At 48.6% G+C, this 19798-nt stretch carries 18 protein-coding genes; 3 read left to right on the forward strand and 15 right to left on the reverse strand.

Annotation, left to right across the window (positions count from 1 at the left end; all coding sequences use genetic code 11):
* Positions 1-228 precede the first annotated feature (228 nt).
* The 5 genes from ABG996_RS00320 to ABG996_RS00340 form a co-directional block, all read right to left on the reverse strand.
* Complete coding sequence (locus ABG996_RS00320; protein WP_347479341.1) at positions 229-1170, reverse strand: reverse transcriptase domain-containing protein; 942 nt, start codon at positions 1168-1170, stop codon at positions 229-231.
* Positions 1154-2161 (reverse strand): retron St85 family effector protein, encoded by a 1008-nt coding sequence (locus tag ABG996_RS00325; RefSeq protein WP_347479339.1) that lies wholly within the window; start codon positions 2159-2161, stop codon positions 1154-1156. Before ABG996_RS00325 ends, ABG996_RS00320 begins: the two co-directional genes overlap by 17 nt.
* A gap of 440 nt (positions 2162-2601) precedes the next feature.
* On the reverse strand, positions 2602-2913 hold the full coding sequence (locus ABG996_RS00330; RefSeq protein ID WP_347479337.1) for a hypothetical protein: 312 nt from the start codon (positions 2911-2913) through the stop codon (positions 2602-2604).
* Between the two features lie 314 nt (positions 2914-3227).
* Positions 3228-4529 carry an SMODS domain-containing nucleotidyltransferase gene (locus tag ABG996_RS00335; RefSeq protein WP_347479335.1) on the reverse strand — a complete coding sequence of 434 codons (1302 nt, stop codon included), beginning with the start codon at positions 4527-4529 and terminating at the stop codon, positions 3228-3230.
* A gap of 14 nt (positions 4530-4543) precedes the next feature.
* Positions 4544-5113: an SLATT domain-containing protein gene (locus tag ABG996_RS00340; RefSeq protein ID WP_347479333.1), complete on the reverse strand. Its 570-nt coding sequence runs from the start codon at positions 5111-5113 to the stop codon at positions 4544-4546.
* Between the two features lie 62 nt (positions 5114-5175).
* Between ABG996_RS00340 and ABG996_RS00345 the strand changes: the two genes are divergently transcribed.
* The 3 genes from ABG996_RS00345 (at position 5176) to ABG996_RS00355 (ending at position 8875) form a co-directional block, all read left to right on the forward strand.
* Positions 5176-5898 (forward strand): hypothetical protein, encoded by a 723-nt coding sequence (locus ABG996_RS00345; RefSeq protein WP_347479331.1) that lies wholly within the window; start codon positions 5176-5178, stop codon positions 5896-5898.
* A 228-nt stretch (positions 5899-6126) separates the two neighbouring features.
* Positions 6127-6798: a hypothetical protein gene (locus ABG996_RS00350; protein WP_347479329.1), complete on the forward strand. Its 672-nt coding sequence runs from the start codon at positions 6127-6129 to the stop codon at positions 6796-6798.
* A gap of 196 nt (positions 6799-6994) precedes the next feature.
* Positions 6995-8875, forward strand: coding sequence for a transglutaminase domain-containing protein (locus tag ABG996_RS00355; RefSeq protein ID WP_347479328.1), 1881 nt, complete (start codon positions 6995-6997; stop codon positions 8873-8875).
* Here the strand turns inward: ABG996_RS00355 and ABG996_RS00360 are convergent.
* The 10 genes from ABG996_RS00360 to ABG996_RS00405 all read right to left on the reverse strand — a co-directional run bounded on the left by ABG996_RS00360 (position 8872) and on the right by ABG996_RS00405 (position 19682).
* Complete coding sequence (locus tag ABG996_RS00360) at positions 8872-10113, reverse strand: Coenzyme F420 hydrogenase/dehydrogenase, beta subunit C-terminal domain (RefSeq protein WP_347479326.1); 1242 nt, start codon at positions 10111-10113, stop codon at positions 8872-8874. The genes ABG996_RS00355 and ABG996_RS00360 overlap by 4 nt on opposite strands.
* 15 nt (positions 10114-10128) lie before the next feature.
* The gene (locus ABG996_RS00365) at positions 10129-11532 is read right to left on the reverse strand and encodes a lipopolysaccharide biosynthesis protein (protein ID WP_195239716.1); all 1404 of its coding nucleotides are present in this window, start codon (positions 11530-11532) and stop codon (positions 10129-10131) included.
* Positions 11532-12608: a polysaccharide pyruvyl transferase family protein gene (locus tag ABG996_RS00370; RefSeq protein ID WP_195239714.1), complete on the reverse strand. Its 1077-nt coding sequence runs from the start codon at positions 12606-12608 to the stop codon at positions 11532-11534. The genes ABG996_RS00365 and ABG996_RS00370 overlap by 1 nt, the downstream gene beginning before the upstream one ends.
* A 3-nt stretch (positions 12609-12611) precedes the next feature.
* Complete coding sequence (locus ABG996_RS00375; protein ID WP_271747779.1) at positions 12612-13646, reverse strand: glycosyltransferase family 2 protein; 1035 nt, start codon at positions 13644-13646, stop codon at positions 12612-12614.
* Between the two features lie 529 nt (positions 13647-14175).
* Positions 14176-15171: a glycosyltransferase family 2 protein gene (locus ABG996_RS00380; RefSeq protein ID WP_195239710.1), complete on the reverse strand. Its 996-nt coding sequence runs from the start codon at positions 15169-15171 to the stop codon at positions 14176-14178.
* A complete protein-coding gene (locus tag ABG996_RS00385; protein ID WP_271747781.1) occupies positions 15164-16279 on the reverse strand; it encodes an EpsG family protein in 1116 nt (371 codons plus the stop codon). Before ABG996_RS00385 ends, ABG996_RS00380 begins: the two co-directional genes overlap by 8 nt.
* A gap of 194 nt (positions 16280-16473) precedes the next feature.
* On the reverse strand, positions 16474-17466 hold the full coding sequence (locus ABG996_RS00390; RefSeq protein ID WP_195239706.1) for a glycosyltransferase family 2 protein: 993 nt from the start codon (positions 17464-17466) through the stop codon (positions 16474-16476).
* Positions 17467-17470: 4 nt separating this feature from the next.
* A complete protein-coding gene (locus tag ABG996_RS00395; protein ID WP_271747783.1) occupies positions 17471-18304 on the reverse strand; it encodes a glycosyltransferase in 834 nt (277 codons plus the stop codon).
* Complete coding sequence (locus ABG996_RS00400; protein WP_271747784.1) at positions 18305-18970, reverse strand: sugar transferase; 666 nt, start codon at positions 18968-18970, stop codon at positions 18305-18307.
* A 121-nt stretch (positions 18971-19091) separates the two neighbouring features.
* Positions 19092-19682, reverse strand: a complete 591-nt coding sequence (locus ABG996_RS00405; RefSeq protein ID WP_347479321.1) for a hypothetical protein — start codon at positions 19680-19682, stop codon at positions 19092-19094.
* Positions 19683-19798: the final 116 nt, after the last annotated feature.

Genomic DNA, 19798 nt, shown 5'->3' on the forward strand with positions numbered 1-19798 from the left:
TGCCAAACCGCCCATACTCGACCATCCCATTGCCGGAATGGCGTTTAGCTAGCACGTCACACATTACATGCATGAAATAAGGGCAACACTCTCTAACAGAAGGCGTCACCCTTAAAGCTCCCAAAGAGCTTTTGTATATTGCTATATAGAATATGCAACCAATTCGAGAGTGATTCAAAAAGCAAACCGACACAACCGTCACGTGACCCCCAGCAAATCACCCAACAGTTACCCATAGGCGAGCTCTATTAACGCCGGCATAACGCCTCCGCTGGACACAGCCTTACCATAGCTCGCGTACTTGGCTAAAAGTGCATTGCAATAATCCGGTTCAACCTGTTTGCAAAAGCTCAGATGGCCTAAAACGCGATGGGCGTGATTAGGATCGCACTCGCGCATAAGCACCTGGTATAACGAGCGCTTTAGCTCTGCTTTTCTTTGAGGCCCCAGTCGAAGGACGCCATCGCAGTCAAGATAGATACCCGTGATTTTACGAAGGTGCCCTCGCCCAAAACAACGAGTTTTGTCATTATTCAAATCAAAACCCTTTTGCCGTAGGCGATTACCAACAAAAGTTGAAATCTCCGCAGAGTTTATCCATTCAGATGATGAAATGCAGATGTCGTCAGAGTATCGTGAGTAGACGAATCCTTCGCCTAGTCTAGCTGCAATCTCTTGGTCAAACGAAGCCATTATGCGATTGGCAATAAAGGGCGAACACGGAGAACCCGTTGCAAGAGAACCCCGATAACATGATAAAGCTACGAGAAGATCGATATCGTCTGCAGTAAGACGCGAGCGAGATTCAGCGTTTGTCGACCGATACGTTCCCCCTGAAAACAAATTCCTGACCATTTGCTGAGTGCAGGACTCAAAGAAATGGCAAATATCAAGCAGAAGAAAATGACTGCTCTTAGCATGGAGCCCGGCATTACGGCAGACACTTGAGCCCTTTTCGTAGGCTGTAGCGTAAGGAAGATCTATATCAAACTCCGTATTTATATAGTCCGATATCCAACACTGAACGAGCTTCAAATCTGGTTGAGGCGCAACGATCTTTCTCCCGCCGGCAGAAAAACAGTGATACTTATCTGTCGTTGAGCTCGCAAGGTCCAGTAGCTGGCGATTTGTCATTCCAAGATCGAAGCAAATTCTATCCGCAATAGACACCGGCAACGCCTCCATACCACATTGATCTCTTGCGAAGGATTACCCGCGCCCTCATGTTTGAGAAATCTTGGTCTTCGCTTCCCTTAAACATGAAATAGGAATCGAGGTGTATCGTGCTTTTAATCAGGGAGTCCGAACCCTTGTTGCATCCCACTTTAGAAACAAGACCGGTAGCTCTCATCATGCAGCAAACATCCGACCAAGATATCGGAACGCCGGCATTTTTCATATCCGCATTTAAAATGGGTGAGTATATTTTGAGCTTACTAGCACGGAAACCTTTGGCCGCACAGTATATCGTTCGTAAATCGGTCTCTGACATGGGCCCCAATATTTGAAGCAAATCAAGTAACTCATGGACGAGTGAGCCCACGTTAATCTCGGATTCGTCTCGATTGATCTTCTTTCTAGCGGCCTTTAAGCCAGCCTTGCCCCGCTTAGTAGCATTAACACCAATAAGGAGTCTTAGTTCAGAAACAAAGCGGTACAAGTCAGGCGAAGACATCGGGTTATTTAAGTCTAAGTAAAAGACTTTGTTAAGCGAAGAGTCGCCCGTGGCTATTTCTTTCACTGGCCCATCAATCAAGAAGCTCCGAGAGCCCTTATATTGCTTTCCAACGGCAACAGAGGTAATCCAAGCAGCATGAGGCAAAGCGGAGAAAGCACCCAACTCGCAAAAAGATCCACAGCTCTCTGCAAAAATCAATATCCAGTCAGATATGTCGGCAAGCATGGCCTCTTGCTGAAGTAAATTAAGTCTCGAACCGTCCATTTCCGCCGCTACGTCTTCGGCAGTAAGACAAAAAACGTTTTTTAAAGCCTCGGTGTGATTGTTGGACACATAAGCTCTAAAGAATCGTCGAGAGGAATGCAGGCTCTGATCACCGCCGCAGGGAAAGATAAACAAGGGCAGTTTATTGACGTCACGATAAACCCTCAGATGATTTCTCAGGATATTCAAATCAGTTTTACTGATACAGTCGCAGAGCATTGCACCTCGATTCCAATAAGGACAAGGCCGCACAGGCCGTGCATATGGTTATTCCGTAGGCACGGTTTCGGGTCCGTGGCTATGGAATAACCATATGCACGGACCCGAATTGGTAAAAACGTCTCAGTCCATCTTTAACAGAGGACTTGCTCCAATCGGGGCAATCAATGACTAGCTGCGACCTTGTCTCAAGTAACTTTACCATCAATATGTGTCTTAGGCTTGATATTGGCCGTCTTTAAATACCATGGCAGACATACGCACTCGCCCTTGACTATATTTGTCGTCACCACAAATAGCGACAGTCCTAAACCAGACCCGAATCAAACATCAGCAGAGCCGCAACGTTGTACCAAGTTCCATCATCAAGTGAACGTCACATTTATGCGCCCTGTCCACAAAAGCGATTTCAATATTTGCAAAAAGCGGAGTTAAATCCCCTAGCCAACAACTATCCAGTCACTACCGGCTGTACTCGAAATCTTAGAGGAATCGCCAATACACACGATGGTCGCCGAAGCGCCGGGCACATACTTGGCCTCAAGAACGGAAACACCTTGCTCCTTAAGCCTTGAGGTCGTCTCGGTTATCCGAGTTTTATTCACATCATTTTTGCTGACCAGTTTAGCGCCATTGGCATCATTTTCACTCAGGCAGGATACAACTGTATTGTAATCGGACCAATAACAGTACTCTCCAGAAAGCCATCCAAGCTCGATGGCACATATCGAACCGGTCACAGAAACCGTCATTGGACGCAAACCGTAGCGCTGCCTTTCCTCAAATTCCAGAACATCGCAAAAGACGCGGTTAGTATTAAGTAATCTCGTTCCACAATAGTCCCCCTAAAATGGCGCAAAGTAATTGCGGATAGCCCGCGACAACATCCAGTTGTCGCGGAAACGTCAAAGGGCCGTTGCCGGAAAACCGAACAACGACCCTTCTTTGTCATCGCCTCACGTAGAGTCCACGACGGCTATATCACTGAGAACATCTTACAGCGACGCTTATCGACCCAGCTGGGCGATAATCAAACCAGATCAAAGAACGCAATTCGTGCTTTGAGCTAACTGATAGGAACTTCAATTCTAGATCGTGCTATACAAACGCCGCTCCTAACCGCATAGCACTCAACATAATGTGGGCCAACAAAATCAGTCTTCTCATCATGAAAGCCATCTTTATTGCCACGTTGAATTTCGCCTCGGATGCAGTTTCTCTGAAATGCAGCTTCACCGCAGTTGCGAACTTTCCAGTAAAAAACGCAATCTCTAAAAGAAGCAGCATTGACAACAAAGAAGTGAAGCGAACGCCTTCGTAGCAAAGGACAATGCCTAGACAACATATCCCTAAGTAATGAGGGTCTAAATACACGCTGTATAACTTCGCAATCGATATCCATCGAACGACGAATGTCAACCTTAAATATATCCTCGACAAATCGCTCCTCAATGGCCACGCCATACTTGGAAGCAAATTGGGCTTCTTCACTATCGGAAGAACCATCGACAACAGCGTCGGAGAATGACTTTCCAAATAAATCAATGAGAGCTTGCTCTTTTTCATCAGAGCTAGTGGCATCGATTAGTTTTCCATGAGCTTTCTTGGCTTTTGGCACAAACGCCCCGCCATCATCATTTGTAACCTGCTGGTTACTACCCAGGGCATGCCAAAATGATTGTTCGCGATCTTGCTCGGACAGAAATTCAAAGAGATCAGCCAAAAGATCATAAGGTTCACCTGAGCGGTCATCCTGGCTGTAAAAATTATTAACAAGAGTATCGATGAGCAGTCCCTTGAAATGGAATCCGAGAGTATTTTTCCAAACCCTTAAAGCATTGCAGAGGCTTTTGCCATCTCCATCGGTCTTTTCAAATAGAGTAGAACAGGCATCTTGCTCAGGAATAGGATCCGTCTTTTTCCAAGACCCACCATCATTTGAATCGGGATATTTGAACGATCCGTCGTCCTGCTCAAAAGCAGGAACCAAATCAATCGAATAAAACCTATCTGTGAAGTTAATCACTACAGCTTGTCCGTCACCTTTTATGTCAGTCTTGGGGTAACGGCTTTTAATTGTTTTTTTGACTTCTTGGAGAAGCGCCGACTGCCCATTAGAGTCATAGGCATTGAATCTCGTATAAACTTCCTGCGGCAGTACAAACAAAAGGTCAAGATCGCTAGTTTCGGAAACAGCAGTTTGCCGACCAACTGATCCAACCACAAGACAATGATCATCGACAGAATCCAAATCGTAGTATTTTTTGTTCAATAATTTCGTCAATGACTCAATCGACGATTGATACTCACTCAATGAATCAAGCGAAATTGATTCGAAGAAATTCTCAAAAGATTGCTTTTCGTCCATGTTGGTCCCTTCAGTTATCTAACCAGATCCCTCAATCCAACAGGGAGAATCTGTTCTATCTCTACCGGAGAAAACCCACAGTTGCCCGCCTTAATCCTTTCACGGGCCTTTGAATAGGCTTTGGGATTTGTCATAGGGCTTTTTGCGTAAATTGAAGCAACTTCCTTTTGAAGAGAATCGCGACGAGATCTGATTTCCGCCAAATCAAATGAACGGCTGTCGGCAAGAAGTGATAGATACCCCTGAAGAATCACCCAAATTGCATCTGCGGTAGCGCCATGACAATTTGCCCTCTCGCTCAAGTTTGCCCCTTTAAGATAAATTGTTATTGCTAGACTGATGACAGATAGCCCGGCGGCAACCAGCGCCGCAATTTCCATTCCAGATAGCCAGATACTTACAAAGCCACAAGCGGAAACCGATGTCAAAACAGTCTGCATTACGGATAAACGGTTGTTGAGTCCGTTGGCGCTGTCTGCCGCAACGAGCTGCGTCTTATACGTATATAAAAGATTTGCATAAGCCTCAGCTATTTGCAGTAAGACCCTGCGCCTTTCTTCAAACTCTTCAGCGGTTGTTTCCATTGTTATCCTCCAAACAGTCAGTGTTTTTCTAAAAGGATAGGACGCCGCGAGGACAAAAAATATTGCACAATAAGGCAGACATTAACCCCGAGATTCGAGTACCAGAAGTGAGCCATATGCATAGCCCCATTGATAGCGAAAGCTACGTCAAGCCCATCCTTGGTAGGACCAAGATTGATATCTGGGAGTGTTATGCGAGACATGTTCTGCAATTTATCGATAGCAACAAATATGGCAATTTGGCTTACAGCGACAAACCGGATCTGATCGATCGGGCGCAGTCCCTAGGCATCGAGGTAACAGCTTCCCAATCGCAAGACAGCAGAAAGGCAGAATCCCTCTATTCCAAACTCCTATACGAGAATGATTCTTCTCAGGAAAAACGCCGAATCGAACTTATTGAGCAATGTGGAGCGCATTTCGAAAAAGGAGTCCTGTTTGGTCCAAATGGTACGGATTCATTCGAGCCGATTATTGAAGCTCTTCGAAAAAAGCTGGACAGACTCGACTCTGGTGACTACGAACTCTTTAGGAGAAACGAGTTGTTTGTCAGATCCAATATTCTTGCTGACGAGGAAATGCTTCGCGAAGCGCTCTCCAACATGAAAAAAGAATCCCGAGATCACTCATGGCACTTCGTATCTGTTATCGTCTCGGTCCCAGGATACAATTACGTTTTCGACCTCGATGCATCGACATGCGTATCCCTTGAATTCGGATACGCAGACCAGTATCGAATTGCTCTTGAAGCAAACAAGGAAGTGAACATCGCAGAGTCAAGCTGAGCTGAGTTACTATAACCGATCAACTAGCAGACCATTTCGCAGCAGGTCGGAATAAAGCCCCCAGAGTTCTTTGCTGTACAAGCCTCAGAGTCCCAATGAGCCAGCACACCCAAGCGTCGCAAATCCACGCCAATCCGGCACGAGGGTCCCACCAAGCGCCCTTACCTTGGTGGCAAGCAACCCGGACGCACAAAGCGGCCCGGGGCACCACCCATGAAAGGAGCTGCCATGCTCAAAGACAACATCGCATACCTACTAAAGTTCGCATCCAAGGAGGTGTACATCGACGACCTGCTGAACGGACATCTCTATATGAATGCAGCCGACTACTATCATGGCCTGCCTGGCGAACAGGGCGATCCGCTCGAGGCGTCCATGGTCCTCCCGGCATGCATCTACGGCAATTACCGCCTGCCCATCTACTGCATGTACACGGTCCGCGAGAACGACATCGTCGACGGTTCTGTCCAAATCCCGAAGCGCATGATCCGGGAGTTCGGATGTGCAGACGGATGGATCGGCATAGTGCGGTACGACAGCTTCGCGCGCCTTATAGACAGCCACACCACCGGCGGCGAGGAGGTATACGCCCACGGCGCCATCTCCTATGGCATCCCCGGACCAAAGCTGATCGAGGAAATTTTCCAAGGCACGATCTGCAACCTACTTATCAAAACGCCCAAGTACGCTTACCAGCAGGAATATCGAATCATCGGGTCGAACCCGGTCGAGTGCCGCCTGAGGCCCGATACCAAGCACCCTGGATGCAAAATCGAAGAATATGGCCACGCAGAGCTGGATCTGGGTAGCCAACTCACAGGCTTTTCCTGGAAGACGCCCGTGTCGAGCCTCACGGAGGAACAACACAGACTCGCGCTGAAACTTCCGCAGCACGCATAGACAACCCAACGCATGCCGCATAGCCGCCAGATGGGGAAACAGAAAGCCAACAACCATCCCCCCTCCCCAACATTCCCCAGAAAGTTCGCTGATGTTGACCGGGGTTCCCGTAAAATAAGCCGCAACAAAATATGTGCGGAGTGCTGGCCTGGAGCTGCCTTCGGACCCTATTGGCTGCTCACCGAGAGGCTCCGCTATGAAACGATCCCTTTACCACCTGCTCTGCGCGATCGCGTGCACGTCCATGGTCAGCGCGACGATGCCCATGGCAGCCATTGCGGAAGCCATCCAGCCTCAGGCAACAGCCACGCAGCAGGCGCAAGCCGACGCCACGAGCAGCGGCACAGGCAAGGCTGAAGACGGCACCAACACAAATGCGACAGCAGATTCCGCAGAGGACAGCACCGCAACATCTACTGGCACCAGCCAGACCGACCCCGCGGACGCCAACACCACAGACACTGCCACCCCCGGCACCACCGCCGCAACCACCACCCCCGCCCCATCCCTCCGCGCCCAAACCAACGGCACTCCCGAGGCAATCTCCACCACGTCACAAACCGCCTACGCCCACTCCGCCACCGCAACCCAAAACGGCGTCACCTTCACCGTCTCGTGGAACGACGCCCCCGCGGGCACCGCGACGACCTTCCACGTAACCCAGACCAACGGCTCGTCCCAGGCCAAGGCGCGCATGGACGTGCCCACTTACTGGGACGGCGGCAGCCAGGAAAGCGTCTGCGACCCGTCGCGCGCGACATGGGGCAGCTACTACAACCTGGGCGCCACCGGCCACGACTTTACCTTTGACTTCACGGCATCGGGCACGTACCGCATCTACTTCTACTTTATGGACAACGACAGATACGACCCCCAAAACGACAAGGGAATCTACTACCTGCGCACAACGGCGGAGGTGACCGTAAACGATGCCGCCCGCCCAAGCGTCACGCAGATCGTCAACAACGCCGTGGACCTGTGCAGGCAAGAGACAAACGGCTCGGAATACGACATGGCGCTTTGGCTCCACGACTGGACGCTCGACCAGCTGGAGTACGACCACAGCCTCAACTGGTGCTCGGCCGAAAGCGGCCTCACGCGCCACCAGGGCACCTGCGAGAGCTACCAGCGCATCTACTCCAAGCTCCTTGACGCCGCGGGCATCGCCAACGGCCGCGTCACCGGCAACGGCCACACCTGGAACGCCGTAAAGATCGACGGCAAATGGTGCCAGATGGACCTAACCTGGGACGACACCAGCGACAACTGGTACGGAGACCTGGACCAGCGCCATCTATACTTTGGCCTGACCGACGAGCTCATGGCAATCGCCCACTCCGACCACACGACAAATTACCAAAAGGACGACTACGACTACCGCTCGACCGACCTATCCAACAATTACTTTGTGCGAACTGGCAAGGCCGATGAATGGGCAGAGAAGTATGCCGACCGTATTCAACAGCACTTGGATGCCAAGGAAGAGAGCTTTTCCATCGATGCCGACAACCAGTCCTTCCCGCCGAGCATCTCGGGGATTCAGAACGGGACTGTTGCGTACGCAATGAACCAGAGGGAATGGAAAGTTCAAGGCGCCAAGGTTGAGCTTACTGCGGCATCAAACGTCACCAAGGAATCGAACAGCAAATGGAGCGCTAGGTACGACCTGGCAGCAAAATACCGAATCGCAACATTAGAGAAAGTTATAGACGACGGCTCCTACCGCCTCGCGGCCGCCCTCGACGCCCGGATGGCCGTGTCGGCCTTCGCATCGGGCTGCTCGCTGTCCTCGGGCGCGGGCGCCCTCTCCCTCGAGCGCGACGGGGCGACGGGCCTCTACAGGGTCTCCTCGGGCGGCCTGATGCTGACCGAGTCGGGCAACCGGGCGGTGCTGGCCGAGGCGGACGGCTCCGCCTCGCAGCTGTGGCGCGTCTCGGCCCTGGGCGGAGGCCGCTACTCATTCACGTCCGCCTCCGGGCTGGCGCTGGACGACCGGGGGCAGCGGACCTCGGAGGGCAACACGGTATGGCTCTACGAGCCCAACGGGGGGCCCGCCCAGGCGTGGCTCCTTACCTAGTCTGCAAGATCTTTCAAATACTTTTTGACAATCTCCCGAAATGATTCAGGGAGAAGCCTTCGTGCTATTTTCTTAGTATAAAAAAATATTCCCCGCTCACGCCTTTTATACATACACTCAATGGCATGCCAACCACCTTCGACAAATGCGTCAATGTAGAGCTGTCTGTCTTTTGGAAGGGTGCTCGGGCGGCGGAGCTGATCGTTGCCTTTAGCGATATCGTCAAATTCGACAGGGTACAAGTCCAGAGCGTTGCTGGATTCAATAAACTCCCTGCCGCGGTCGTTATTCACCAGCAAGCAGGAGACACCTTTCATCTGATTAAACTTCTCAGCATCTTTCAAAACGTCGGGCCTATTAACGTCGACGCCCCAAAAATCACCGATGGTAAGATCGCCGGCGCGAAATCTCCCTGCATAGGGGCACCTATAGCAGCTATCGCGAAGAGTCTTGAGGTTCAGGAACATGTCGTAGTAGGGGGATTTCGCCGCAGGAATGGTGACCTCTCTTCCGTCCTCAAGAAGAAGAAATAGAAGAAGAGAGTTGTCCCACCCCTCGCGCTTGCACCTAAACCGGAAATCAACCACGGGAGACCCAAGCTGTCTGCCATAGCCCTCAACGCAATCCGCGAACATGCGGCCGGAAGGGACGCCGTGGCAGACCAGGTCAACGGTTGTCAGGTTCTCATAATCGCCTCCGAGAAAGCCCCTAAGGCCGGCGACTTGGCAAGGCGTACCGCAGAAAAGAACCCGCCTCCCCTCGCGAAGGTCCGCCTTCACGTCGGCAAAACAAGCTCCTGCATCACTCTGCACATATTTTGAGTTAAGCAGTGGACGAAGCCCGTCAACGCTCGCCGCGCGACGGTGCCGCACCCGAAGGATGCTCCCCTCGCGCTCATAGGCAGCGCCATATGCGACCCCACCAGAAGCAATAAGCTCACGCGCAAATGCACCAAAAACGCCACCGGAGGCGGACTCCGAGACATCGTCCCTACCGGCGGCGGCAAAGAACGGTCCGGCGGAATTAGAGCCTATCCCTCGGTTAAGACCGCACGCCTTAATGCACGCGCCGCAGCCAATGCAAAGATCACCATCAATTACAGGAAGAACGAACCCATCCTTACCCTCGGACATGGTAACGGCGCCTCTAGGGCAACTAGCGGCACACGCTCCACAACCGCAGCAATGCGATGGCGACTCAAACAGCGTGGGAATTTCTCCCCTTTTCACAGTAGACATGCAGTTACCCCCCCCCTATTTATGAACCGAAAGCAACTTGCGCAGAATGTCCGCATTCATATAACCGAAAAAAGCCAACGCAATTGCAAGACAGGCAATAGCGCTCAAAAAGCCAGCACCGTAGGCTGACAGATAATAAAAGGCGAACACTCCAAGAATTGAAACCAAAGTCAGAATCTGCTCAGCCCGGTCTTCGACAAGCTTCGCAAACTTAGCGACTTTAATCCTGCGGTACTCATTCACCACGATCATCGCCAAGAGGGTTGCAAAAGACGCTCCATATAGACCAAAGCGTGGAATCAACAAGACACACAGCAGGGCGCAAAGAGCAGCAGACACCGCAGTAGTGGTTCCCATAATTCCAGTCTCTTTATGTGCGGTGAAGATACCGCCATAAAAACCGGAAATATTGCTGAAGTACGTCGCCAAGAGCAATATCGGTACATACAACATGCCCTCGCCGAATGAACCCTTAATCAGGACGCCATACACAAGAGGCATAAGCGCGGACATAAGCAGAACGACGCTCATCATGAAACGCCTTAGCGCCCGATACACAGAGTTATAGAAAGCCGACTCATCCTCATCAGAGTTTAGGGCTCGAGCTGAACTCTCCTTCCAAGACTGATAGAAAAAGCCATACACCTGATCCATGATACCGGGGAACTTGTACGACACTGCATACACGCCGGCAGCAGAAGGCCCAAGCGTACTCATGATAATGAGCCTGTCCAGCAAGTTATTAATAGTCCAGGAAACCTTATTAGGGATGAGCGGAAATGAATACCGTAGAAGGTTTAAAGCATAGGAGATAGAGAGAGCCGACGGATCGATATAACGCCAGAGCCTCCGCATTACCATGAACACGAGAGCAACACCGCCCTGCGCAATGACCGTTGCAGATAGCATACCCACAACGCCCCAGCGAAGAACGGCGATAAAGAGAACATTGAGCAAAATGGTAAAAGCACTCGCGGCAAAGTTCATGACGGAATATCCCACGGTATCCCCAAAACCACGAAGGACAGCAGAAGCCATCTGCAGAAGCGCGCCAGCAACAACAAGTCCCACGACCCAGCCAAGATTTTCAGGCTCAAAAAGCAACCATACCAGAATCGCCATGACTGCAAAGCATACGCATCCGGCAAGAAGTACAGCGCATGACGCTGTCACGGCTGTAGACCGATCCTCATCGGTACGGCAGTCAATGAGAAACCGAAACAGCGCTTCATCCATAAGCAGCGAAACCGCAGGAACGCAAAATAAAGCAATAGTATTGATGTAGTCTACGGTGCCGTAATCAGCAGTGGAAAGAACCGATGTATAGAGCGGAAGCAGAAGAAACGACACGAGCTTTGTTGCCATGCCGCCAACTGCGATAATGCCGGTATTTTTGATAAGTCGGCTTGTCTCTCCCATTACGAAAGCGCCTTTCTAAGATAAGCCCACGAATGCTCACGCAGAGAATCAAGAAGAGAGTCCACATCACCCCAGTCACAAGGGGGAACATCGTCGGCACACATAACGTTGACGCAACGGTCAGACAGCCCGATATTGCCCAACAAGTCGCGCATACGCGCACCAGACTTATCTGTTGCATATACGCGGAAGGGCTTATGGAAGAGAACAGAGAATACAGTTGCATGAAAGGAATTGGTAACGATGAGGTCTGCGTGTGCGATAAGAGAAACGAACTCTTCAGGGCCAACGCCAAACAGGTTAATTGAATTTGGGATATCTAGATTATTCTCAGATATATAAGCCACCTTCATGCCTGTTGCCTCCGTCATCGCGACGGTGCTCTCGATAAGCTCAGGACATTCACGCAAAAGATACATGAAAATATATTCACCTTGCAAGACATCTTTAGATGCCATGTCGGTATAGTCATCGGATTCCAACAAAAGTGTGGGATCTAAAACAACGTCGATAGGCGTATCGACAAGTGGCTGAAATAGCGGAACCGTCTCCTCCTCGCGAACAGACAAAAAATCAAACCTTGAAAGTAAATCGGATACAAGTTGCTCATCAAAATTCTCCGGTCTAAAGAAAGTGTGAGCAAGACTGGGAGCGTAAGCAACTCGTCGACTATCTCCGGCAAATGAAAGGAAATAGGGGCCAACAACACCTTGTGTGCAATCGAGATTCCAAATTTGATCGCTTCCGCAAATAAAACAATCAAACTGCTCAGCGAGTTCGTACATATCACTTTCTTTTTTCCAGAAATACGGTCTCTTTGTAAGCCTGAAATACTTTTTAGAAAATTCCGCGAATGCAGCCTTTCTAGACGACTGCTTACGCCAACAGCGCATTGCGCGCAGCGTCATCTTCGGGTGCCGAGGTTGGAAAAACCTATATTGCTCATAGTCACGAGAACGATAGTCGATTATTCGCACCTCATGCCCCATGCCTTTCAAGACTTCTTGAAGCGCATAAGACTGAAGTGCAGACCCGAAATTTAAAGCACCGTGGAAAGTAATCGTTCCAATCTTCATTATTTATCTGTTCCTGTTCACCCAAATATGAATAGCATCTGAAAGGCTGAGTCCAGTTACCCCATCAGCAGCTAGAGAAAGCGATGCGAGAAGATAGCGGCTGTAATCCGAAGTGCGCAGAGCCTTCTCAATATCCTTCCATCTACCATTCATCGAAGTACTCACTCTGCTGAACTCATCAATTGAATTGAACGTGTCACAACAACAAGCAAATAAAATCTTACGAGCGCAGTTGTCCAGAGCGACAGTTCTCCCAAGCAAGAGCGGTCCGAACAAAGGAAAAATGCGATTGAAGTCTTCCTGACTATAATTAATCCCCAGCTCTGCACGTAAAGAAATCAACTCATCAAGAACCCAATACGAATCAAGCCCTTTAACATTCGTAGGGGTAGACTGCATTATGGATCCAGGACGGATTCGGTAATAATAACCACTCAAATCATAACAAGGTTCATCGTTAAAGCGACAATCTATCCATACCGGATGAATCAGATCTTCGTACCATGCACCAACGGGAAAACCTAGTCGATTCCAGACTTCACGACGATATAGCCTGCCCCACGGCACCATCCAACTAGCTCTATCGTTCTCTATCTCGCCAAGCAAACCATCATCAGACATATATCTAAAAGTCGATGTAACGAAATCCGCAGATGTTTCATCGAGTCTGCTCCGCATATCCTCAAGATACCCTGGCCCGATCATGTCATCAGAATCCACGAACATGATGTACTTACCGCGAGAAACTCTAAGACCCGCATTACGTGCTGCGGAAAGGCCGCCGTTTATTTGGTGAATTACAAGAACATTAGGCATTAGTCCATACAAATCGGCTATAACGCCAGAATCATCTTTAGACCCGTCATCTACAATAATAACCTCAAACTTGCCAGAAAACTCCTGTGTCACAATGGAATCAAGGCAAGGTTTGAGGTATTTTTCAACGTTGTATACAGGCACAATAATAGAAATGTCGTAAGATATGCCTTCCTTAAAAACAATAGGCATGAACATATTGGATGGTCTCTTGGAAACCATGCTAAGCTTCGCCTTAGACGCATAGGATATAGCATCGGAACGACGACATAACCTAAGTAAGCCATCATAAATAGGGCTAGAAAGTAGAAGTTTTATAGCCTTCTTAATTAAATAAAGAATATGCAACAACTGACTCCTCCCATCTTCAAAGTCGAATAAATATGCGCTTCCATCAATTCGGACATTTAAGTTATGATGCCCCAACATGCAATCAACAAGACCAATCGCAGACGGCACCCCATAGAGGAATAGACTACAAACAATAAATCACAAACGAAAGCGTCTATTGACTCACCCAGACCATGGGGGCGTTGAAGAACTTCTTTGAAAAAACGTGCAAAGACCAGCTTCTAAGCATCGACCGAAATAACTAAAGCCCAAGGAATGAATACACCGCACGACAAGACTGAACCTTTGATATCGGTTCAATCGTAAATTCTTGTCACTTAATTGAAAGCTAAGGACAAGCTCGGTCAGGACTAATAATGCTCCAACTAAATATATTAGAAAAAAGCAATAATGACCTGCATTATACAAATAGACGACGGAGACATTTAAAGCAGCTTAGTAAGTGCCGAGCAGAAAAAGAAACGATACTGCAATTTGACAAAACAAGACTATGAACTAAGTCCGGACAATTGCTGATTCGACTCTGATACTCGCTTTTAATTGTTTTATCAAATTGCCTTTTCACCTCTTTATCCACTTCACAATGCCAAAGAACTTCATCAAGATCACAATAGTGTCGACAGATACCCCTTTTGGCATTTTTTACTGAATCGCTCGACCATTCACTCGCATAACGAATCAACTCGTCGCTTACAAAGCTCCAATCAGTTATCTGATCCTCTTTAAACTGCTTCGTACTATTAGCGCCATGCTGACGATAGTAGTAAAGCGGCTCGTCAATGTGAAATAAACTCTTTGCAATATCGAAAACAGGAAGAAGTTGACAAAGATCCTCACCGTGCATAAGGCCAACTCGTTTCGAGTACCACTCATCACTGGCAAACAAATCTCTCCGAATGACCTTATTCCAAACGCTATTGAAATCGCATCCGCACAACAGGTTTTTAACAGCATCAAAAGATTCGCCCGTATGCATACCAGAACAGATATCAACTTTTAACGAGGGTTTAATAGGCATCAATCCCATGGTAAAGTCAAATGAAATGATATCAGCACCAGTCGAGGCAATTACATCGCATACCTTTTTGATGCAGCCTTCAAGAAGAGCGTCATCGGAGTCGAGCGAAAGAATATAACGCCCACTCGCCTTACGAAGACCGTCTCGACGTGCAGCGAGAAGACCTTCGTTGTCCTTATGAATAACGAAGGCTCTCTCACGCTTATCGCAATAAGCATCGCAAATCTCGGGAGATCCATCGGTGGAACCATCATCCACAAGAATCACCTCAAAAGAGCCGGTCCCTTGAATATCAATAGATTCCAGACAAGCGGGAAGAAAACGCTCGGTGTTATATACCGGTACAACAATACTGATGTCAGGCGTTTCGTCATGCATAAATAACTCCTAATAGCGCCGACGAATACGGAAAAAGATCGCAGCTGCCGCCATATACAAACGTAATGACAAAATAAAACACGAAAAATAAAAAGCCCAGAGTTCCAGTTAGAAACCGCTCTCTACCAAGGTTTTCAGATAAAAAGGGGTAAACCAAACCTGAAATGAAAAGAAAAGGGAAACTGAGTCGAATTAGCTCAGGACTGATGCTCGCAAATTGAGCGAATAAGGAAGAAATTATGCCACAGCTCGTATAAAAATTAAGTGTCCATCGATCAATGCTCGTGGTCAAACCCTTACTACCCAACATCCATATAGCAAGGCAAAATAGAAAATAAATAAGCATTGTGATATTAAATGAGCCCATTCCAGCGTGTTTGATCTGAAAGCTATATGACGACGTAAATAGAGACACGAGCTCCATTACATCCGGTCCAATCATAATCACACAAATAGCAAAAATGATAACGCCAACGCATGCAAGAAGTGCAACGGTCTTGTATGAACGTTCGTGTCTGCGGTTGAAGCATGAAATATAAATAATCCAAATTAAAAGTCCTATGATAGACATTTTGTGAAAGCCAACTGCAAGAGCCAAATAAACAATAGCGGGGACGCGCTTCTCACGGAACAGCTCATAGAGCATCATGACGAGCATACTAGTAGCAAGACATTGCCTAATTATGTTTAACGTATAACCGAACACAACGAAACAAAGAAAGAAACCTACGACAGGATACCCGCGAGGATACAACTTCCTAACAACTAAAATATAGGGAAGGAGAACGATGGCTTCACAAAGAAAAAGAACAGCGTGGAAATCACCAGTCAGTCTCCCCAGGATCCAGAAGAGAATTACGAATAGCGGCTCTTGATCTGAGCAAGCACCCATAGCACCTGTGAGCGAATAATACTGCGAGGCGTAAAAACACCTGAGAGGATATGCCGAGGTATCGGTACCGACAGATGCATCGCGCAGCCCCGCCACCAAACAAAGGGGGAGAACCGCGATAACCGCTAGAAGAAAACTGACGCGCTTATTAGGTATCTTTACCGAAAAATATAGCAATGCAATATGGGACACAAAGGCAATGAAATAGATTGGCATCTCTACACCTGCTTTGCATATCGTTTGTAAACCGTCGATTTACCTCCGGTCGAAACCACGTCGAAAACACCAACACAGCAGTTAAACACATCTTGAAAATAGATGTTATACAAAAAGCTGCCATGGCATTCAGTAACGTTAAACAGATGCGCGCTAATAGAAAAACTCACCTTATCAACCTTTTATCACGGGAGTTACCCGATAGCCTTACCAGAAATTGCAGCATATAACGCATAGAAAGCGTTATGAACCCTAGGAGAGATAGAAAAGAGAGCACAGCGTAACCTCCATTTTGAACAAGCATATGGGTTCCTCGACGCCCTCCAGGCAAGCCCTCGAGCATTCCTCAAATATTTCTGGGCGTCAGCCTTACTATCAAATCCGTCCGGATCAACCCTCATTGCAACGCGGAGCGTACAGAATGATTGAAAACACTCAAACTCGCCCTGAAATTCAGACCCGGCAAATCGTCGAACAGTCTCAATAGTCCTGTCCATGTCTTTAGCATGCTTGGAACCCTGCTTTCTGAGCGTTGTAATGGAACCAGGTCTCGTCACGTATGCATAAAAGCACGCATCAGAGAATGCAACCTTTTGAATTTTGGAACAAATTTTAGCAATTACGCCCATGTCTTCGAAGAGCTGCCCCTCAGGAAAGACAAGGTCGTTAATAAGAGATCGTTCAAAGAGCTTTCCGCACGCAGAGCCGCTCTCACCGCTTAATAAAAGTAATTTTCGTAAATGCTCAATTCCAGATTCAACATGGAATTCTACATTCTGCCCCATCTTATAGTTATCAAGAACAGGCGTCTTCGCAAAGGAGCCGATAACGAGCGAAACTTGATACTTGTCAGCCGCTTCGACCATCAACTCAACAGTTCGCGAATCAATCAAATCGTCCCCATCAACATACATGACATAATCGCCGTGGCACCTTTGAGTACCAAAGTTACGAGCAGAAGAAAGACCGCCGTTTTCCTTATGCAAAATCTTAAATCGCGTGTCTGATCCAACGGCATCTTCAATAAGATCAATAGTATTATCAGTACATCCATCATCCACAATAATATATTCGATATTCGAATAAGTCTGACCAAGCAATGAGTTTACGCAAGGAAGCGCGAACATACCCACGTTGTACATGGGGACAATGACACTAACCAGAGGCTTAGCAACATCAGAAGCCATATATCTAAGACCTCCTGAGAACAAAACGATATATCAACGCTCTAACGGAATTTGGCATCAGACAGACGACGGCATGCGGTAAATAAGAACAGATATAATCGCATTTTGTGAAATAGCCACGCTCAACTTGAGCACGCTTAAATGCTTTAGCGTACTTAAGATACTGCGAGCCCCCCCTGCGAGCATAGAAATCCCCACTAACGCGCATCGCAACAAGCGGTTCCTTCAGGTTATCCGCCTTGCAGCCACATGCGAGCATCCTGTTAAAAAGGTCCCAATCCTCAAAGTAGAGAAAATCGGAACTGTAGTTACCAGCCTCCATGACTTTCGACTTTCTAAACGTCATAGGAGGATGACGAAAGGGATTTCGCCTTTTGGAATAAGAACGTATAGCGTCGATGCCCTTGGGAAGATCTGTGGCCGCAACAGGTTCATTGGGAGTCGTGACGAATTCGATAACATCGCTTCCGACCATATCGAGACCACTATCAATAGCGGCAAGCTGTTTCTCCATACGATCCGGACGAGCTATATCATCAGTGTCCATGCGTGCAACAATTTCGTTAGAGCAAGCAAGGATGCCTTGGCGCAGTGCATACCCAAGTCCATGGTTTTTTTCATACGAAACAAAATTGAACAGTCCGGGATGCAGGAAGTCATAATCTTGGAGCACGTCTTCAAGCTCATGCGTAAGCGGACCATCCTTGACCATGACAATCTCGGCAGGAGAAACCGTTTGATTCAGCATGCTGTCTAAAGCTTGAATTAAAAAGGCAGGATTTTCTTTTTTGTAAATGCTCATCAACACACTGTAAGAAGAAGAAAAGTTAGTCTGCATCTATCGTCCCGTTCTCTTCTTTCCAAACATGGCACCAAAAGTGCCAGTAAAGCACTTCCAATCCATCGCAAAACAACGGTTTTGGACATAGCGAAGCTCAATCTTCTGGCGCAGGCCGCTCTCGAAGGTTGCCTCGTTACGATCGGTTGCCTGCCACAGACCAGTAATACCGGGCTGAACAGAGAGCAGCTCAGCCTTTTCCTCGTCGGAAAAGTGCTGTTCAAGCTCATCCCTTGTAATGGGACGCGGTCCAATAACGGAAAGATCGCCGTTAAGCACGTTCAGGAACTGAGGCATCTCGTCGATAGAGCACTTACGAATAAACTGACCAATCTTGGTAATACGAGGGTCATCGTCAACCTTGCGTTCGACTTCCCACTGATGTAGCTGCTCGGGACTCAGATACTTCTGTACATCGCCAGCATCGGCGACCATACTACGAAGCTTAATAATCTTGATAGTCCTTCCGCCTCTGCCGACGCGCTCTTGCGTATACATGGGGCTGCCGGGCGATTCGAGACTAATGAGCACGCACACGATGGCGATAGGAATAAGCAGCAGTACGCTCATCAAAAGACTGAACACCAGATCAAACAGCCTCTTAATAAAGCGGTAACCAAGCGTACCGCTCGGCTTAATCTCTTTAATAGCTAGTGCATCCCCCATTGATGCACAGCTCTCTGTCATTTCCTTAGCAGCCACAGTCAAACTTACGTCCCCGTTCCCCAGGGATCCCCCAATCGGTAAATTCAAAAAAGCGTACGAACAGCCGGTACAACGTCTCCCTTTACGTTTTGCTGGGAACGTCAAGCGGTAGCAGCTCCCTAAAAGCGGAGTCGCCTTCGCCCACGTCCACCAGGCACCAGCGCTTATGACGGTCGATCTTCTTTACACGGGCCTCTTGCCCCACTAAGGGCCCTTGCTCTATGTGCAGCACGCCGTCTTCTATGCGCGCTACGCTGTTGCGCACAACACCGTCGTCGTCCAACACGCTGCGGTACCAGTCCTGTGCATCGTCCGGCATGGGCATGTACGCCCGCTCCCTACTGCCGGCGATGCGACAGCCAAAGCTCAACTGGGCCAAAGCCCTATCGAGCGCGGCGGCATCGTGCGTAGCGACGAAGAAATATTCCTTGTACATGGGTTTGGTTTGGAGCGACCAGGCGCCGTCCCGCTTAAACCAGAACTCCTTTTGCATCACAAAAGCGTCCTGCATCAACTCGTGCGGGATAATGCAGCGGACCTTTTCGCAGGTCTCGCGCTCTTTTCCATTGGGGGTGTGGACCAGATACCAGCGGACGCGGCCGTGCTGGCTGTTGGTGGTAGCGCCGTTAAATGCGCCCGGCAGCTGCTCTTGGCGCCGTGCCGTCTGTTCCATGTTTTCGCCCCCTCTTTTGGTTTTGCGATGCACGCAAATGCAGGGGCGTTTAGAACAGGCTTCTCGCTCGCAGCTAGGCGCAGTCGCAAAAGTACAGGTTTTTGTATCTTTCAACT

This window comes from Collinsella aerofaciens (assembly GCF_039836695.1).
Taxonomy (GTDB): Bacteria; Actinomycetota; Coriobacteriia; order Coriobacteriales; family Coriobacteriaceae; genus Collinsella; species Collinsella aerofaciens_BD.

Excerpts from the sequence above, each read along its gene's own strand:
- ABG996_RS00325 (WP_347479339.1), bottom strand. The coding sequence starts at position 2,161 with ATGCTCTGCGACTGTATCAGTAAAACTGATTTGAATATCCTGAGAAAT.
- ABG996_RS00330 (WP_347479337.1), bottom strand. The coding sequence starts at position 2,913 with ATGACGGTTTCTGTGACCGGTTCGATATGTGCCATCGAGCTTGGATGG.
- ABG996_RS00335 (WP_347479335.1), bottom strand. The coding sequence starts at position 4,529 with ATGGACGAAAAGCAATCTTTTGAGAATTTCTTCGAATCAATTTCGCTT.
- ABG996_RS00340 (WP_347479333.1), bottom strand. The coding sequence starts at position 5,113 with ATGGAAACAACCGCTGAAGAGTTTGAAGAAAGGCGCAGGGTCTTACTG.
- ABG996_RS00350 (WP_347479329.1), top strand. The coding sequence starts at position 6,127 with ATGCTCAAAGACAACATCGCATACCTACTAAAGTTCGCATCCAAGGAG.
- ABG996_RS00355 (WP_347479328.1), top strand. The coding sequence starts at position 6,995 with ATGAAACGATCCCTTTACCACCTGCTCTGCGCGATCGCGTGCACGTCC.
- ABG996_RS00360 (WP_347479326.1), bottom strand. The coding sequence starts at position 10,113 with ATGTCTACTGTGAAAAGGGGAGAAATTCCCACGCTGTTTGAGTCGCCA.
- ABG996_RS00365 (WP_195239716.1), bottom strand. The coding sequence starts at position 11,532 with ATGGGAGAGACAAGCCGACTTATCAAAAATACCGGCATTATCGCAGTT.
- ABG996_RS00370 (WP_195239714.1), bottom strand. The coding sequence starts at position 12,608 with ATGAAGATTGGAACGATTACTTTCCACGGTGCTTTAAATTTCGGGTCT.
- ABG996_RS00375 (WP_271747779.1), bottom strand. The coding sequence starts at position 13,646 with ATGGTTTCCAAGAGACCATCCAATATGTTCATGCCTATTGTTTTTAAG.
- ABG996_RS00380 (WP_195239710.1), bottom strand. The coding sequence starts at position 15,171 with ATGCATGACGAAACGCCTGACATCAGTATTGTTGTACCGGTATATAAC.
- ABG996_RS00385 (WP_271747781.1), bottom strand. The coding sequence starts at position 16,279 with ATGCCAATCTATTTCATTGCCTTTGTGTCCCATATTGCATTGCTATAT.
- ABG996_RS00390 (WP_195239706.1), bottom strand. The coding sequence starts at position 17,466 with ATGGCTTCTGATGTTGCTAAGCCTCTGGTTAGTGTCATTGTCCCCATG.
- ABG996_RS00395 (WP_271747783.1), bottom strand. The coding sequence starts at position 18,304 with ATGCAGACTAACTTTTCTTCTTCTTACAGTGTGTTGATGAGCATTTAC.
- ABG996_RS00400 (WP_271747784.1), bottom strand. The coding sequence starts at position 18,970 with ATGGGGGATGCACTAGCTATTAAAGAGATTAAGCCGAGCGGTACGCTT.
- ABG996_RS00405 (WP_347479321.1), bottom strand. The coding sequence starts at position 19,682 with ATGGAACAGACGGCACGGCGCCAAGAGCAGCTGCCGGGCGCATTTAAC.